Below are 18,614 nucleotides of genomic sequence, written 5' to 3' on the forward strand. Positions count from 1 at the left end.
CTTACCGGCTTCGTATTCCTTTAAAATACTTACAATCTGAGCCTCTGTAAATCTCGATTTTTTCATAATTCTGACAATTTAAATCTATATTTTTAAACTGTCTGATTTTTAGGGAAGTTTACAGGTCGATCATTTTTGAAATGATGAACTTGGGGGATCGGAAAGATGTAGATGAAATCTTTGAGAAATACGTGGAATTATCAAAGCCAATATTAAAGCTATCCGCAAGCCAATCGAACCGAAAAATTGACGTGCTTGCTTCTAAGATTTATGATTATTTGGAGGTATATAGTCGAAAATAAAAAATCAGCTTTGAATTTTTCAAACGAAATTTTCTCCTTATTCCCATACTATAACAATAGAATCATAATAAGAAGCACTATCGGTATTGATAAAAAGGGATAAATTAAATGGAACAAGAATATATTCCTTCCTTTTTTATAGTAACTTGTCTCTTTCCAATTATCTATACTTAACAGCTCTTCGACTTTACTTTTTACGTACTTCAAATTTGTTATATATCCAATTATTGGCACAATAGCAAGTGTTCCAATCAGAATAAAAACCCATCTATTTTCTCGAAGAAAATTGTTTTTTTCATCTGAAAAGATGATAACAATCGGTACAATAACGTAAAACATTAAATATAGAAGGATAGGGGCAATAACCAAATTGCCAGCTATCTCTTTTGCCCCATTAAACTTTTTTCTTTGAAAATATTTTAATGTCCATACGTAGTACAAACACCAATGATTTAATATTTTTTTCATACGCTAAAATTCACCACCAATCTAAGCCGGATACTAAGCCCCACACGATTGCTATAATAACCCCAACCACAACTCCAACAACTAGTCCAACTGGGCCTCCCCATGCTCCTGCTGCTGCACCTGTTGCTGCTGCTGATGCAATTGAAGATCCAATCGTAACGGCAACACCTACTGCAGCTTTTGTACCAGATTCCCAAGCCTCCTTAGTATTTCCTTCTTGAGCATAAATATAGGCATCAATTAGGTTTGTTCCAGCATCAAATACAGTTGTAAGAACTCCTCCAATCTTTGCTGCTTTTGCTACTTTCAATATACTGGCTGCACTATTAGGAACTTTTGCAGCATATTTTGGAACTGTAGCAGCAGCATCCTTAGCCACATACTCGACTACCTGCAGAGCCGGGTCAGCAGTATTGGTATAAACACTTGTTGCTGAATTGTAGATAGCCTTTGACTCTTTTGGTTGCTCCTTCTTTGCAGGACTATTATCTGTTTTCTGTGGATTTGTTGATGTAGGGTTTCCGTTACTCATCGTTACACCAGAGGATGCAGTTCCTCCACCAGTTGTATTTGATTGTCCACCAACTCCCCCCGAACCTTTAATGGGTGATGTTTTATTAGGAATCTTCATTAAAGCAAATATTCCTGCAGTACCTTTAGCTGCTGTTGGGTTACCTGCCAATTTATCTGTCACAACAGGGGTTTGCTCTCCTTTATGAAAAACGCTTTTTCTCCAATTCCCATTACCTAAATACGTATATGTGAATGCAGTGATTCCTGGATTTTTCCCACTTTTAGGATCAATCATAAAATGGAATGTATCCCCTTTAACTAAACCATCTACTGGAAGTACGTTTTGAAATTCAGTTTCACTCAAATAATCAGTATTGTAAGTATATTTGGTGGCACCGCCACCTCCCTGTTGACTACTGGGTGTATTATTGGTCTGCATTCCATCAATATCATAATCGTTGATCGGGTTATTATCGGAATAATTATACGGACTCAATTGCGCATATTTCGCAGAAAGTGGATCACAGCTAATAAATCTTGCTATCCAGGCAGAATAATAACGGGCACCATAATAATATAACCCGCTTTCTTCATCTCTTTCCTTACCAATATATTGATAACGTTTTTTTGCATAACTACCAAATGAAGTTTCTCCAAACGGATAGTATTCTTGGGCATTTACAAGAGTTCCCACATCATCTAATACAATCGTAGAAGAATAAATGTTATTCTCAATATTATACTTGACTGCCGGAGTGGTATCTCCCAAATCATCACCAATACGAATCGTTGCAATTCGGCTTTGACCATTCATTATATGAACTGTGTTTTGCTCATTCGTTTCATCCGTAAAGTACTCAAAAACATTACCTATGTAAGTTGTCACCTCATAGTCTCCCCCTTGTTTTCTAACAATTTTCTTTATCCGATTTCCAGCGTTATCATATAAATATTGAGCTATTACACTTGGCTCAATTGAACCTGCCTGGATTTTAAATAACAATAATCTATTTGCAGCATCCCATTCAAAATAGCGTTCGGTATTTTCTGTTAATTGATTACCTGCATTATCATATGAATAATTATAATCATTAGAACCTACTTCAATAGTCTGTAGTTTATTTTTATCCAAAACATAGCTGAAATCACGAGTAAAACCACTTGTTCCCAGTTGTTTTATTTGTTGAACATTTCCAACTTTATCATAAGCATACTTTCTGGTATATGCTTGTGTAGTATTCGAATCAGAACTTCGAACCAAATCACTCCACCCGGGAAATGGATAACCACCACCTTGAACATTTTCTCGTCCTGTAGCACTTAATAATCTATACATAGGATCATATTCGAATTCACGATCCAAGCTGCCTGTTCCACCAACACCACAACCTGTTGAACTCAATTGAATATTTAAAATATTCCCAATCAAGTCATAAATATATTTGTCATCCTGTTTATTCGTTCCACTTTGTGGTGTATAAGTAATAGTATTCCCAACTTGTGTCTTGGAATATTTTTCACTTCGTTGACGTAACAATCGAAAAGTAAGACTATCGTATGAATAACGAGTCATGACACCATTCCCTAAAGCAATAAACAAACGCTGTCCCTTGGAATTGTAAGCAATATTTTCAACGTATTCGATACTATCATAAAACACTTTTTCCAATGATCCGGATCGACTATAAATCGGAACTATAGATTTCCGATCATTGTTGACAGCTTCTGGAAGCATAATTTGTATAATACGATTCAAAGCATCATATTCATTAGTAATTTCAAAAACCTTGGCATCCAGTATACTTGGCAAACCCGTCCAGTCCACTAGATAGGATTGATAACTATCTAATGCTGTTTTTATCACGACATCACTAATTACCTGTTGTTTTTTAGTCAATAAATTCCCTTTAAAATCATAGCTCGAACTTTCAGTTCTTCCGCTCTCATCATATTGTTGCCACAAACGCCCTAGTAGATTATTCGTTGAAGGATTAATTACTCCTTCTCCATAAATCGTATAACTTTTTAATCGCACATTATCATCTCCATTGTTCTGGGCCCAGCCAAATACTGGACGTTGTAAGGTATCGTATGCAATTAATGAAAGTGCATCTTTAGAATCTTTTGCTTCAATTGTCTTACCCATTACATCCAGTAAGACTGTAGTTATACCGCAGTCAATATGTTTGGTACTAAGAGCTTGTAAGGAATTATCTTTTTCAACAACTCTAAGGTCATGGATGTATTCAAAAACTTTCCTGCCGTAAGAATCCTTAACTTCCAATAAATTGTTCCGAATGTCGTATCCATACCACATATCGACATTATCATAATCAGTTGTGATTTCATTATAATGTGCTTTATGCTCTATTGTCTGGATTATTCTTCCAAACGAATCAATCAATGAACTCTTTGGTGTAAACCAATGACTTTCCGGAACAGGATTATTAATCGGATTCGTTAAAGAAGCTAAGTCATTCGCATCGTACGTATAACTTTCCCATGGGGTAGGTGTAAAATTATCAGGTGTATCCAATTCAGCAGGAATCCCTATTACCGTTAATTGCTCACTATTATCAGGGTTTACTGTTAATATCACTCGCTCCAGGGTATCATAATACATTTTTATTTTCACTCCCAGTTGAGGAATCATGATTCCTCCTATACTACTTAATTGGGGGAGGGTATAATCGAACCCTCTGTCAAAAAAAGGTTCGTATAGCTCTACCACCAAGCCTTTATTGTTATAAACACTCCAGCCACTTACAACTACATTGAGAAGATCGTTCTCATCGCGCTCAACACCTATAAGAGGTGCATTTGCTGCATTTTGATCTGCTGATAATCCGGATGTTCCAAAAGTCTGGTTTCCAAAAATCACATCTTCCGCTTGAGCTCTCGTCTGTAACAATCTTCCAAATCCATCTGTATATTCTACTTTTACAATCGTTAGACTATCAGGGTTTTGCTGGTAATGCTCTTCTCGTGTAATTGTTTTTACCCAGGTTGGGTCCCCATCATTCTTAAAAGCAAAGAAATCGTATTCCATTTGTATTGAAGGTACATAACGGTCATAAAAATCTCCTGATCCGCTTTTATAATCTCCTTCCGTTCCTTTACCAATCAATGCAGTAGCTTTCAATAATCCAAGTGGTGAAAAATCAAAAACAGAAATATTATCATTCATATCCGTTATTTTGGTCACCTGTAAAAAACGGTAATCATATTCCCCTCTTATTCCAAGGTAATCTGTAGCATTGAACCATTGTTTGGTGTTAACAGGAAGGAATTGATACGCATCATAATCAATCGTCGAACGATTTTCAAAGACATCTTTGGTTTCCTGTACTAACCCAACAGGGTTTGTTATCAGGTCATCTTGCCAATCGTATTTAGCTCTTGCCCCCTCAGCATACCAACCTTCTTCGTGGTGTGGAAACCCCGATCTACGATCTTTATATCCCAAGCGTTCATCTCCATTTTGCAATAATCCTTCAAATGCGGCCGGATAACCATTTGAACTGCTCCAATCCGGAATGTCTTTAAAACATTCAGGAGTATTTACTCCGTATGCGGCATCTATAATTTCATCTGTTAATACCAAGGTTTCACTTCTCACCGGTAAGCCATAATTCCCAATTTGTCCGTAAGGCAAACCCTCAAAAGCTTCACCATCGTAAAAATTCAGGGAACAGCCTATTACAGGCAATGTGTCACTATTGAAAACAAGGTCTTTGTACCCAAAAATATTCAGGTTTGTTGCGGATTTAGTAGCATCGTATGAAGTCGATTTTTTTACCCGGTCCGCCATGTATTGTCCGTTCGGAATGTCTTTGTAAATAAATTCGCTGATGCCGTAAGTGCCCAGATAGTCTCCATTTCCACCTCCAAGTGGAGTTGCTCCGCGTGGAAGTCCCGCACTTAACTGCCCTCCCGGATTTCCATACTCATCATAACTTTGCGTGAATGAAAAATGATGCATCGGATCATTTCCTCGTTCATACTGACTAGTTCTTGCCGCAAGATTAAATGAAAAAAATACGTACGTCTCGCCTGATAATGAAGAAGCCGCAATTGGATCAAATTCCGTACGAATTCCCTTTAAACTTTCAGAAATAGTGTACGGAATATTTTCCAATACTGATCCATCACGACCATAGAGTTCCGAACGAAGTACAGTACCTCTCAGCGTTCGAATAGCATCTCGTCTGGCTCTTCTTGGTAAAGAACTCAATAGATTTTTAGTTTCAGGGGTGCGTTGAAATACATTAGTATCTCCCTGCCAGTATTGATCTGAAAAATCCAGTTCCTCCCAACGCTTATAATCCGGGCCTACCGGCCCCAAATGGAACCAGCTTTTGGTTTCTACTGGTGGAGAGTAATACTCTGCTGTCAGGTTTCCGGGACTATTTAAGTTATTCTCAGTTCCATCCGACGATGCTGCTGTGAAACGTTCGAATGATTCTGTATCCCTGGAATCGACCTGGGCAAATCCCCTGAATTCTCGTTCTGCTCCATCCCAATAACCGTTGTGATAGGAATATTCTGTTACCAGTTTTCCTCCTGAAAGAAAATCATGTACTTCCGTACGATTCACCACCTGGACCGGAAAAGGTAATTGTGTTTTCCAACGTGAAATTGGATTTTGGTCATCCCGCAAGAAATGTTCAATAGAAGAACCGTAAGTTACCCGCGTAACACTTCCCATATTATTGTTCATTTCTTCCAGTAAATAAGGCTTATTTCCACCCGTGAAATCCAGGAAGAACATGCGCCCTTTTGTTCCGCTTGTTACGATCTGACTCCACACAATTCCAGCCTGACCGGTTCCCATAATGTCTGCGATTCGTAGACTTTCCACCTGGTGCACAGCCGGAGTTCCCATAATCGTTACTCCATCCGAAAAAGAGTTTCCGCTTTGATTCACATAGAGTGTAACACGGTTATTTTCTACGAAAGCAATATCTGCCTGTCCGTCACCATCCAAATCTCCCAGCAGAATTTGTTTTGGATTAAATTGCTCCGGAAAGCGTGGCGCATTGATCATATTTACCAGTTGACCGAATCGTCCGTAGCCCAAGTTCGGCCAGTATTGTACTCTTCCGGAAGAAATCAGCACAATATCCTGCAATCCGTCGCCAGTCATGTCTGCAAAACGGATTCGCGGATCAGCAAAACTAAAATTGGCAAAGGTTTTGTCTGCAATCCGAATTTGATCAAATCCCTTTTCAGGATCATTCAAAAAGCACTCAAATTTGGCTCCGTTTCGCAATACGTCTGTAATACCATCTCCATCGAGATCCATGAATTGCACTTCCGGATCTACTAAACTGAAAGAAGGTTTTTTGGAATAAGATCGATAGTTCTTTTTGTCCCAAACATCATTAAAACTCCCTGAAAAATAACCGGCCTGAGTATCATTAACGACCAATAGATCACTGCGCCCATCCCCGTTGGCATCTATTAGCTGCACACCAATACTTCCCAATTGAATAGAAGGAGAGACGGGGATCGTTTTAGGAGAGGCAAAAACACCTTTTCCTTTGTTGGGCCAATAACGCGATCCTGTTCCGTCCATCTGTAACAGATCCGGAAGCCCGTTTCCGGTTACATCCACCAATTCATAGCCTGATTGGGCTAATGAAAGGGAAGCAATAGGACCTTTTATTTCATCTAATCCACGAATGGAAGGTTTGAAGGTAGAATAACCAAATTCCAATGGTGGCATCCATTCACTTTCTTCTCCTTTGTGACCTTCTACACTTACGTCCTTCAATAGAGAAGCTCCATTCAAAGGAAGCTCTTCAAGGTAATTGAAATGATAGGTCTTCACCTTTCGGGTTTCATCTGCATGTGTGTAGGTTGAAACGGATTTACAGCGCTTGGAAGTGCGTATTTCAAATCCCTGGCGGTACACGGAAAAAGCATCCGGGCGTTCTTCGTATTCAAAACGAACTTCACACAGGTGTTTTTTTACATCTTCGTCATAGTACTGATTGTATTTGATGGAAGAAAGGTAGAGCTGGTCTGAATTATGAGGTTGAGCTTTACTGTCCGAAAGAATCAATTCTCGCTCATATTCGTAAATGACTTCATTCCCAAATGGATCGACCGTTTTGCTTAAAGTCCATCCAAAAATGGCATTCCGGTTTTCAGGATTAGCAATTACAAAGGAAGCTTCGTTGAATGGAAGATCCGGGCTGCCATAATAGCTGACTAAGCCGTCTTTGCTTCTGACTTCCCAGTAATTCCTGCCATTACTTTTTTTGTGGTGAACAATACGGGCAAACAAGCCTTCAGTACGCGGACGATAGTATGTGCGCTCCCAATTGACTGAAGTTCCTTCTTCCTCAATGGTTTCTTTTTCATGTTTTACAGGAACCAGATCCTCAGATCCCGACAGGATAAAAACATCCTTGCTGTCATCATAAACAGGGATTCCCTTGCTAGTTTTACGAGTAATTCCGGGAATTCCCAATGCCCATCCCATTCCAAAGACACCATTCCCGTTTCCGGTACTGTATCCTAAAGATAAGTTGGGTTGCATTCCATTTCTGCCTGAAGGAACTGCAATTGGAACACTGAAATTTCCGGTTCCTGTGAATAGATCCGGAGAAAATTTTTCTCCCAAACCACTTTGAGCTCCCCCGCCCGAGGGAGCTACGATTGCGGATGTGCCTTTGGTGTTAGACATGGTGTAATATATTTAGTGGTTATTTTAATGTTCTTTTATTTTTCTTTAGTAAGAACAAAAATTGTTAGAAGTAGTCCTGCAGAAGTAGTATTTGAAACACCTTCCAAGTCAAATCCTTGATTTTTCCAGTGATTTATTTCCGACTGTAAAACAACATCATTGTTACCAACTCCAATAGAATAATTTTTATGATCGATATTTTTCAATTCTATAGTTTTAGTAGTTCCCTCAGGGGAGGTAACATACATTTGAGACACAACTCCTCCTCCCCCAAAAAACTCGAATGTTCTGATTATTACAGTTTGAGATGTCTTTTCCTGTGCAGACAACTTATTAATTCCCAAAAACAACATGGTCATAACCAATGTAATCATCTTTAAATTTTTCATATTATTTCTTTTTTGATCTTTAATTTAAACTTTTACAATGGATAAACAGGTAGATCCGCTTTACAACTCACCAATAACAAAATATCCGTAACATTTTCCTGGCTAAATAATTCCCTGTTTATCGGAGTATTGGCAAATGCCAAACGCAATTTCACAAATGGAGCAGCCGGACTTTGAGTATTCAACACATTGGATAACGCATTGGCACTAAATGTTCCGTTAACTGTTACACCGTCCATTGGTTGAGTATTACTTCCTGCTGTGATCAGGCTGAAGTCTGCAATGGAAACTTCATCAGTAAATCCGTCTTTACGTGCAAAATGAAGCAGGACATTTGAACCATCTAAGCGTATGTTTTCTACTCCTTGAGGGAACATTTCCCGTTTCAATTCAAAATCCACATAAAAAGAAGGACTTCCTTCCTGTGCCTGAGCAAGTTCGTACCATTGATCCGGGAAGTCATTCTTGAATGAGAATCCTTTGCTGAATCCAAGTGTATTATCGATATCCTGCAATACCTGGAAGCGGTATTGGAAGCTATCCAATGCGGTATACTCTACTTCAATCACCACATCTGCGATATTGGTAAAATCCATTCGGTTAGAGAATTTCGGCATTTTAAATTCCCAGTGTGATTCCACTCCCATTCCTTCAAATGGATTGAGAAACTCATTTTGCATAGGTTGCAATTCAAATAAGCCAGTTGCACGGGAAGCACCGGTTAGCGCTACCTGGTCCGTTTCCATTCGTCTGATTGGAATACGCTGGAAGGTGTTATTTGCTTCTATCACCGTATAGGAAGTTGTGCCAGCTGTTAAGGTTGCTTTGATATTGTCATAAACGGGTACCAAACCAATCACTGAAACTTTCATTCCGTTGATTAATCGCAGGTAATGCCCCGGGAAGTCATAATCAAACAATCGATTCGTCAGATCAAAATTCAAAACACCTGTTTCGCGGAATGTCTGGAACGCATCTGGGAAATTTTGTCCCAATGAAATGATCTTGGTCATTTGAAGCTTTCGTTTGGTCGTTTCAAATGCATATTGATCCAAACGTGTCAAATCTTGCAATAAACGAGCACTTCCTGTTAAACCTCTACGATCAACTCCGCCACCCGTCAGTGCTAAAGCTCCAGTTTGTGGTACTTCCCAATAGTCATTCAAAATGAATGGTCCCGCTTGTTCCTGCTGCTCGAAATAATATTGCTGCTCAGCGGTTCTGGCAACGGCAGTTGCAATACTTAACATATAGCTATATGTTCGTTCCAACACATTCCCCATCCAGCGATACAATTCCGCATTCGTAAACTTCGTTTTTAAAAATTCCAAAGTATCTGTTGCGTGATCCATATTCATCGAAGCAATTTCTCGTTCCTGGGAAACAATACGAGTGTTTTGTTCTGCGATTTTGATCTGTTGGTTCGCAATACTGATATCATAACCTGTCAAGTCACTTTGGAATTGCCATTCTTGTTGGCGACGTGCATAGGAAGCAAGTTGAGAATTTAGACCAGATAAAGAAGATAATGAACCGGAAAAGATATTTAATCCAGTGACTACATTTTGTAGTATAGCTGCAGCATTTGCACGAGGATCCGTTGAAGTTGCAATTGTAGCCGCAGCAGTCATTATCGCAAGTCCCTGTGAGACTGCTATTGATGTTGTCAATAGCGCAATACTGGCAGTTTCATACCCATTCAATCCTGCGTTAATCCAATTGTTATAATTATCCTGAATAAACTGCACTTTATCCAATTGCAAATCAGCCACTGTTTCTTCATTCAAAGCCTGTTTCACACGCATATCCTGCAGTTTCACGGTTGCTTTTGCTGTTTGCAGATCTTGTCTTGCTCGCAACTGGCTATAATTTTCTGCATCTTCTTTTTCCAGTGTGGATAAGAACTGGCTTTCCAATTGCTGTGCCTGTGACACCAATTGTTTTGCTCGTTCAATCAATACTCGGAAACGGTATTGAGAAGGTGCTAAGTTTGCTACTCCCGGAAGTACTAAATTTCCACCCGCTCCGATCACAGGAACACCGCTTACACTATCTGTCGGTGCTGCAAAAATGTCGAGTGATCGTTCCATGCCGGCAATGTTTCGGCAATTATGGATCTTGAATAATTCCAGGTTCGCTTTCAATTCCAAAGCCTGGTAAACAGGGTTTGTTGGCAAACAGAAAGCGTAATCTACAAAAGGAACATAATCTTCGGTGTAGAGGAATGGCTGATACAACACAGATGCATTTCCAAATACCAGGTTACCCTGTAAAGCAGCTGATGTAGGTTGGAACGGATTGTAAGCAAAATCCGGATTTTTCAAAAGCTGTGCACCGGTATCATCTGCAAAATGAAATACAAGTGACTGTGCGTTATCCGGAACCGGGTCCAGCAACCAGCTAATTTGCGTGCTATTTTCCGGAAGCCCAATCTGATCGGGAGTTGTAGCAGCAAGTGTTGCCAGCGTATTTGTAAAATGACTTCCCACCACATTGTTGAATGCTTGAGTATCTATATCTGCAAATAAATATCGATAGGCATCATTCATTCGGTTACTGATTCCATCCATTAACCCCGTTACCGAATCTGCTGCCGGAGCCGGGTGCGTATTCTTGAAGTCTTTGAGGTAATCGAAGGCATTTGTGAATTTTGCATCGGTCTCCAGTTCTCCGTTGAATATACCAACCAAATGTTCTGAAGCCTCTTCAATCAATGCAACGTCATTCAAACTCTCCAATTCCGATTGGACTTCTGCAAACATATTCGCCCAATAAAAATCAACAGGAGTTTCAACGGCCGTTTGGAAACAAGCATGAGAACTCGTGTAACATTGAGAAGGTTTGACATTCAATTCACTGACTTTCAATAAATCCAGTACTTCCGTATAAAGCTTTCGGGCATTCGGAACAGTTTCTATTGTATCAATGGTAAATTCCCTATCTCCGTAAGCGGTCATACATTGAATAATATTCATCAAGGTATACTTCGTATAAGCATTGGTGCGGGTCTGAGCAATTAAATGCGGATTTAACGGATCCAATAACCAATCTGCCGGGCGGTCAAATACATTTACAATAGATTCTTCCAATACCAGTCCGTAGAAAATTTTGCGCTTATGCGCCATGTTATTGGTGTAATCGTATACTGATTGGTACCAGGATAACGCTGTCGGATAATCACCCCGTTGCTGTTGGTCCAGTGCAATGAGCATAGGAACAAAATAGTAGGCTTCGTAGAGTACTTCTTTGATAGTACTTGTTCGGTACAGCGAACCGATCGGACTTCCCTGCGGTGCATTTAAATTAGCACGCATGTGTAGTTTGATGTTGGAAGTTCGCAAATCGAAATTATCAACGCAATCTCCTGATTCTATTTGAACGGTAACACTTTTTTCAGGAGCAAGGGCAAATATCATGGCATTTCCGAGTACACCGCTAATATCGTTTCTGAATGTAACTCCGGTCAGCAAATTGTTGTTATAGACTGTTATAGCATTAGCAGATTCCCAAATCGAACTGTTGAAACGCGGTGCAATTGAAAGTACATTCTGAGCAAATGGTACTGTAGAAAGTATCTGCTCATGCATATCTATGCTGTAAGGAAGAATTGAATAGGTGAAATAGACCTCCTGGTAGGTTGTGAGTCCGGAACTGTTCCGGTTCGCTATAATAAAGTGGTCCTCCGACAGATCTTTTTTATAAGCACCAACTATTCCCTGGATATACCTGCTTACAGGAAGCATAGGAGTGAAGCCAGTTAATCCACCATAAATACCTGTTTGAATTTCATTGTCAAAAACAAGGGTAATTCCCGTTTGAGGGTCCAGGTTTGCAATACTGCTCGCTACACTGTGTTTTACAGCTGTAATCGGATAGGAACTTTCTGTATCAAAAAAGATAATGCTACCTAAAGATTTATCAAAATAATCATCTTTGGACCAGTATCTTACTTGAACATGACGCAAACTGCCGTCTGCTCGTGTATAAGAGAAGACAAAATAAATAAAATCCCAGTCCGCAGAATTCTGACAAATGGTCACTTTATTCAACACGTCAGAAGCATTTGTAATACGAGAAGCATCTATAAACACAGATGATGAAGAAATGTCTGTTATGTAAGAAACATCCGTAAGATCAGGTAATTCGATCGTTTCTTCTTCTGCCCATTCGCTTCCAGCAGTCATCAAATCCTTTTTGAGATAGGCCAGCTTGAACTCTCCGTCTTCTTTGAAGGTATAGAATAACCACAAAGCAGCATCTGTTGCTTTTCCGTTGTCATCGAACTCTGAACTGATTGGTAAACAACCCAAAATTGTAGCTTTTTCCCTGATCGGTATTTCTATCCAGAAATCGTGTTCATTCGGATCAGTTGCATAGAATGCTTTGGTTGAATAATACACTTTATTTGTCAGCGTACTTTGCCCGAAATAGAAAGTCATGTATTCGCGCATGCTGTTGTTCGTATCCCCACAGCAATCGAGCGGATCTTTCCGGAAGATATATGCATCCGTATTTGCAGTGCAGACCAGTTTTAGGTTTTGAATATCTTCAAAATACGTCTGGTACTTTTTCGCGGCTTTGCAGGCATCGATCGGTGTGAAACGGTTTGCGTTCTGGATCGTATCTGCCAATTCGATGAATGCCGGACTTTGCTTACGCTTCAAGGTTGGATACAGCAGGTTTTCCGGATAAATATACGTGAATACAGCCGATCTCCAGGTTGCATAGGAACCCAGCCATTGCCACTCTTTGTCAAAATTTGGTGCGGTAAGCGAGAAACCAGTGAGGTAATTGTCATATACACCACTTTCTAATGCGAAGATTAACCCCTGAATCGTTTCAATAGCATGTGATACCCGGCTGTGTTTTACGCAACAATTGTCTTTCGTTTCAATGAACAATGTTTTAGCAATACGCTCGGCTGCATCGTCGAGTGACTCACAGTTATTTCGAAGTGCCTGGATCAATGCATCCCGCATTACCGGCAAGGTGATGTCTTCTGTTTCTTCAATCACCGTGTTCCATTCTTCCGCGACTTTCTCCTTGCGTTCTATGCGTGTATTCAAAGTATCTTTCCAGGCCTTTTTATCTGCATTCGGAGAACGCCACTGCTCAGTTTCCTGCACCAATTTTATCGGAAAGTCAATAATTGCAGGAGTGTAATTCTGGAAGTCATCTCCTGCTAATACGATGTTATTAATATACTCTTGCTCAACAAGCGTGAAATACTGTGAATTGGAAGTCTGAATCCGGATAAAGATATTGATTAAGCTGTCAAACTCTGAAGGAAGTAAATTGGATTGAGAAGTCGGACTGGTTTCCGCGCCGTTTTTAAGTACCGTGTAAATTTCTCTCAATACCCGGTATTCAGATATTCGGACATTGAGTTGATTTAAATACGGTCGAATATCTTCTCCGGCATCTTCTTTTTCAAACAGCGCTGTAAAGTAAGGATAATAAGTGGTTGAAGGTGTTCCATATTTACGTCTAACGATATCGCTCAGTAAAATATCCCGGTAATTATTGAACAGGTCACCGAAAGTATGCGTAGCAGAAAACAAAGTGGTCAGTTCTGTATATGTATAATCTAATACGTTTTTACGATCTATCCATAAATCATGAATAACTTCTCCGCTAACGAATTCTTTAATGTTTTCGGGCGGAACTATATCCGGAAAAACAGTCGGAACGCGGTTCCATCTGGCAAGTGTTTGCTGCCACGACGAACGATTCTGGGAGCTTCCTCTGATGGGGTCCATTTGAAGTTGAAGGACATTGTAGTATTTAATTGGTCCACCTGCCCAATCAACTTCTTCTTCAATCCATGCGCTTTCAAGATTATCCGTAAAATAAAATTGTTTCCGTTTACAAGCAGTAACCAGTAAGTCTGTAACGGATCGTAATTCGGCTATAGTCGGTTGATTGGAAGGGTCAGAATCTTCATACGCCTGCATCACTGGAATAATTAATGAAAATTCATCCGGGGTAAGTGCAAATGCTTCTGAAAGTACCTCTACCGCTTTCTGCTTTACAAAGGCATCATTACTTTGAAAAGCAGCGATTAACTGAGTCATGCCCGTATATGGTGGATCAATATCATAAGGAGTTGACTGGCTTCCGGTATTGATCTCATTGAAAATAAGCTTAAAACCATCTGCATCAAAAGAGCTCAATAAAGAGAAATATTCATTGCGTTTATCATCCAGCTGCCTTTTTCGGTCATCATATAAATCGACATAAGGCTTCGCATCCGGAGAAATAAGTAGCTGATTTCTTGAGACCAATTCGGGATCAATGATCGGAACATCCATGGAAGAAATCGGGACTACCGTAATCGGAATTGTTTGCAAAGAAGGGTCCCAGGAACCTGAAGATGGCTCGTTTAATGATTTCCAAAAAAAGCGGCCATCCAGCATCAATTTTTCAGGGTACGTGCCACCCGTTCGTATGTATTTGATTTCTTCTTTCACCCAAAGAGCATCTAATTTCGTTCTTGCACAATTTCGCAGAATAGAGGCTGTTTGATAAAGCTTCGACAACTCCGGTTTTTCAACAGAATACATGGAATTCAGGAACTGTTCGCATGCCAGCAAATTCTCCATTAACTGGTTAAATCCGAAGGTATTGGTATGAAGGTTCTCAGTTACCAGTTGCATATAGATCGGATCAGGATCTCCCGAACGGATAATTTCATACAATTTTTTCAGTTTCGTATAATAGGTCGGTTCAGAATCAATTGAAGCTGGCCAGGTTGTTGGAGCGTTCCAGACTCTATAATTAAACGGAGACGCTATAGCAGGATCCAAATAGGTATAGCTTGATTCTGTATCGAAAAGTGTATCACAGGTCTTTTCCGGATCCGGAATAGTAGTTGTATCCAGTGCAACTTCCACTTCATAAATGAAACTAATGTTTCCAGCTATAAATTCGGATGACAAATCAGCAGAAAGAACCAATTGCACCTCTGTTCTTTCAGAATTTACTGTAATTGAAGTAATATTGTAAGTTCCAAGCCCATCGTTACTATATGTATCCGCACTGCCACTACTGATTAACTTTACAATTCCACCGGATAAATAATTTTGAATAACAGGTTCGCTCCAGGTCAATGTTACTAACGATACTTCAGAAAGATTATTAATTACTGAAAGAACACTATCATACCTCATGACAGGTGTATTACCATGAGGTTGGAATAAAACTGACTGAGTAACATCCGGAGTAGATTTTTTCAATACTATATCTGTGCTAGCCTCATTTAATGATGTATTATAAATATTAAATTCTTTAAATAACAAATCAGCCGGGTCCTTGATTCGAATCTTATTATCCAAGAAAATGACTCCGGATAAATTAATACCCGGTACTCGCAATATTCTTCCTGAAATATCTGCTGAAGTTCTAATGAGGATACCTGCATCTGTAACAAAACGATTTAAGAAAGTATCGGTATCCTCTTTTCGATGTCTCCAAAGAGCAAGTGCAAAATCGGAAGATTCATAAGTCATATCACCTCTTCCGATCATGTCCGGATCAATAATCGGTTTCCAATTGGCTTTGAATGTAAGATCGTCTTCCGGTTTAACGCCTTCGCGGCTGTATTCAGAGAAGAAGTAATCTGCACTTTTCCAAAGTTCCCGGAGATATGCATTTTTCCAGGTTAACATCAAAGCTTCTGCAGGATTCGTCAATACGTTGCGTTCTGTATTTCTAAACCCGTAGATAATTTCCAGGTTTTCTGCAGTCAATTCTTGTTCAGGAATTCCATTATCAAATGTCAGCCACATGCGGTCAGCTGTATATTGCGTAGTACTCAGTGGTGTATACAACAGAATTCCCAGCTTATCAGCGAAACGTTGAGCCGCAGATTTCTTCTCATCAACATCCTGAATCGCTATTATACTTCGCAATTCTTCATAAGATGTTCCCGCTTGGGTAAGGATCGTTTTATAAGTTAATAACAAGAAGTTCTTGCGGTCATTCTCTAATCGCTCCAACACCTCTGTCGGAAGTGTTTTCGTGGCAACGTATTGCTCTAAAATCTCAGTTACCAGGCGTAAACGGCAATACTCTTTGTGCAAGGTATCACAATCCACCGAAAAAGAACCGAATGGCTGGAAGAAATAACCTTCCAATAAGGTCAGAAACGCGTCGTAATTCACAGGGGTGTACGATGGTGTTCCCGATTTGGAAATATGTTTCGCTCCGTATTTTAATAAATCAACCAGGTAAGAGAATGGACTAACTGCTGAAGTACAGTCTTCACATTCACAACGATTAATGAATTTGGAAAATGCCGTTGAAGCAAAATTGGAGTTCAGAAGATCCGGAATGGATGGTGTTTTCAATGCATAATCTCCCATTTTTGCAGAAAGCAGATTGGACAATAACTTTTGATTTTGCACCACCGTATTATGCAATTTTGCAGCACTGTATATTGTAAGGCCGGCACTTTCAGCATCTGGAATAAAAGTCTCCTTTGAAGTTTCAGCAATCTTAGACAAGTTATCATAACCTTTATCGATTAAGTCCTGATTTTGAGTAGCGTTTGTATTTACAGTATACAAATCAATATGTGCCTGAAGTAAAGTCAATTCTGATTCCGTAGCAGTTGGCAATCCATCAATATACCGGATTGGTCCTGCTTTCTTCAAGCTATCAAGAGTATCAAGCCCTTCATCCCCGAGGAAATCGACCAAATCGACAGAAAAAGTAACACCACTTATTGTTTCAATCTCTTCAATTGATGGAGAATAAGGTATCGCTTCTTTAAAAGGTAGCGTTGCTATCGGAACAAAATTCTTGCTGCCTGGTAATAAGCCTTCAATGATTTTAGAGAATAATACATTATCATTTGTTGGATCTGAAACAATAACATCCACATCAATTGGAAAGACTCCGGGATTCTCAACAGAAATGGAAAAGGGAGCGAATGTACCGTCTCCTCCTAAATGACCAGATGTGATTGTCCCTGCAGGATCCCCCGCTTCGTACATGCCGTCTTCAAACAAAGTCAGGTTCTCCGGGTATTGAAATTGGTAGAAAGTCAAAGCTGGGTATGTAGTCCACTGATCGAGAACTTCATCATACATAAAAAGCGTACCATCCGGATCAATCCCAATTCTGGTAACATTATCAATTCCGATAGGAGTAAGTGCCGTTGGATAATAATCTCCATTTCCGCAAACACATAATCTACCGTCACGAATAGTCAAATTGCTATTCATCGTATAAAGCACTTTACTCAAATCAGGAGTTGCGACTTTCCAATAAACATTTTCAGAGAGACTTGACGGAGCACCGTTTATCTTAGTTTTTACAATAAACTCGTCGCCTGTTTTGGTACTTACAGGAAATTCCGGAACAACTAATTCCACATAACCTTCTTTTATTGTCTGTTGAGTTGAAGTAAACAAGTTTTTAGCAGGAGACGATCCAATTGATCCGGTAAAGGAGCAGTCATATCCAACAGGTAGGAGACGTCTTTCCCCTTCGGCTTCTTTTATTTCAAATAAGATACTGTTTCGGGATGTTGTTTCTTTTTTTGCAACCTCGATAGCACTGGTATTTACCGGAAACTCAAAAGCAGTAATCGGAATGGAGTAAGAACCCACATGAGTGTATCCCTCTTTCAGTACAATATCTTTAATGGGGCGTAATGTGGTATCATCATCGATATAGGGATTCTCGCCCGAAACCAGAGTTCCCTGATAATAAACTTTCGCAAAAACGTTTTCGATCCGGCCTTCGATAAGGTATTTCGGTTCGTCATTTACCGTAAAGGTGATTTGAAAATCTCCTTCATCATTGGTAGATCCTCTCCCAAGAAAGAAAATATCCATCGGACTCTTTTGCCAGAGTTCTACTTCAAGGTTTGAGACTTTTTCAAGGGATTCTGTTGATTCAGGGGTAAAAGAGGCGTCTATTCGCCCGGCTACAGTAAACTTCCTGCTGTTTAGGATGGTGCTTGACATGTGATTAGAATTAAGTGTTACAATAAGTTGTGATTTGCAATCTAGTTACAAAAGAATAAAAACGCAATTCCAACCATAATTATTTCTTTTTGAAGTTGTTAAAATATGTTATAGAGGAAAAATGAATCTTCAGAAGCTTGTTAACTGATTTTTGGCAAAGATGCAGGGGGAAGACCGTAAACTATTTACGATGTGACTAAAATAGTTGTATGTTATGTATATCCTCAGCCAACTCTTTGTTCGATGGAGGTCAGTCATCCGCTACAGTTTTTCT

4 protein-coding genes are annotated in these 18,614 nt (G+C 39.6%); all 4 read right to left on the reverse strand.

Going from position 1 to position 18,614, the window contains the following annotated elements; all coding sequences use genetic code 11:
- Window positions 1–350: 350 nt before the first annotated feature.
- From FO442_RS08990 to FO442_RS09005, 4 genes are read right to left on the reverse strand one after another with little or no spacing between them, the layout of a single operon-like run.
- On the reverse strand, window positions 351–770 hold the full coding sequence (locus FO442_RS08990; protein WP_144332842.1) for a hypothetical protein: 420 nt from the start codon (window positions 768–770) through the stop codon (window positions 351–353).
- A 10-nt stretch (window positions 771–780) separates the two neighbouring features.
- On the reverse strand, window positions 781–7,977 hold the full coding sequence (locus FO442_RS08995) for a SpvB/TcaC N-terminal domain-containing protein (RefSeq protein ID WP_144332843.1): 7,197 nt from the start codon (window positions 7,975–7,977) through the stop codon (window positions 781–783).
- A 35-nt stretch (window positions 7,978–8,012) separates the two neighbouring features.
- On the reverse strand, window positions 8,013–8,366 hold the full coding sequence (locus tag FO442_RS09000; RefSeq protein WP_144332844.1) for a hypothetical protein: 354 nt from the start codon (window positions 8,364–8,366) through the stop codon (window positions 8,013–8,015).
- Window positions 8,367–8,398: 32 nt separating this feature from the next.
- Entirely contained in the window at window positions 8,399–18,340 is a 9,942-nt protein-coding gene (locus tag FO442_RS09005; RefSeq protein WP_144332845.1) for a Tc toxin subunit A-related protein, read from the reverse strand.
- Window positions 18,341–18,614: the final 274 nt, after the last annotated feature.

This window comes from Fluviicola chungangensis (assembly GCF_007558725.1).
GTDB classification, from domain to species: Bacteria; Bacteroidota; Bacteroidia; order Flavobacteriales_D; family Crocinitomicaceae; genus Fluviicola; species Fluviicola chungangensis.

Bases quoted from the DNA above. Each gene is read 5' to 3' on its own strand.
- FO442_RS08990 (WP_144332842.1), bottom strand. From the start codon at position 770: ATGAAAAAAATATTAAATCATTGGTGTTTGTACTACGTATGGACATTA.
- FO442_RS08995 (WP_144332843.1), bottom strand. From the start codon at position 7,977: ATGTCTAACACCAAAGGCACATCCGCAATCGTAGCTCCCTCGGGCGGG.
- FO442_RS09000 (WP_144332844.1), bottom strand. From the start codon at position 8,366: ATGAAAAATTTAAAGATGATTACATTGGTTATGACCATGTTGTTTTTG.
- FO442_RS09005 (WP_144332845.1), bottom strand. From the start codon at position 18,340: ATGTCAAGCACCATCCTAAACAGCAGGAAGTTTACTGTAGCCGGGCGA.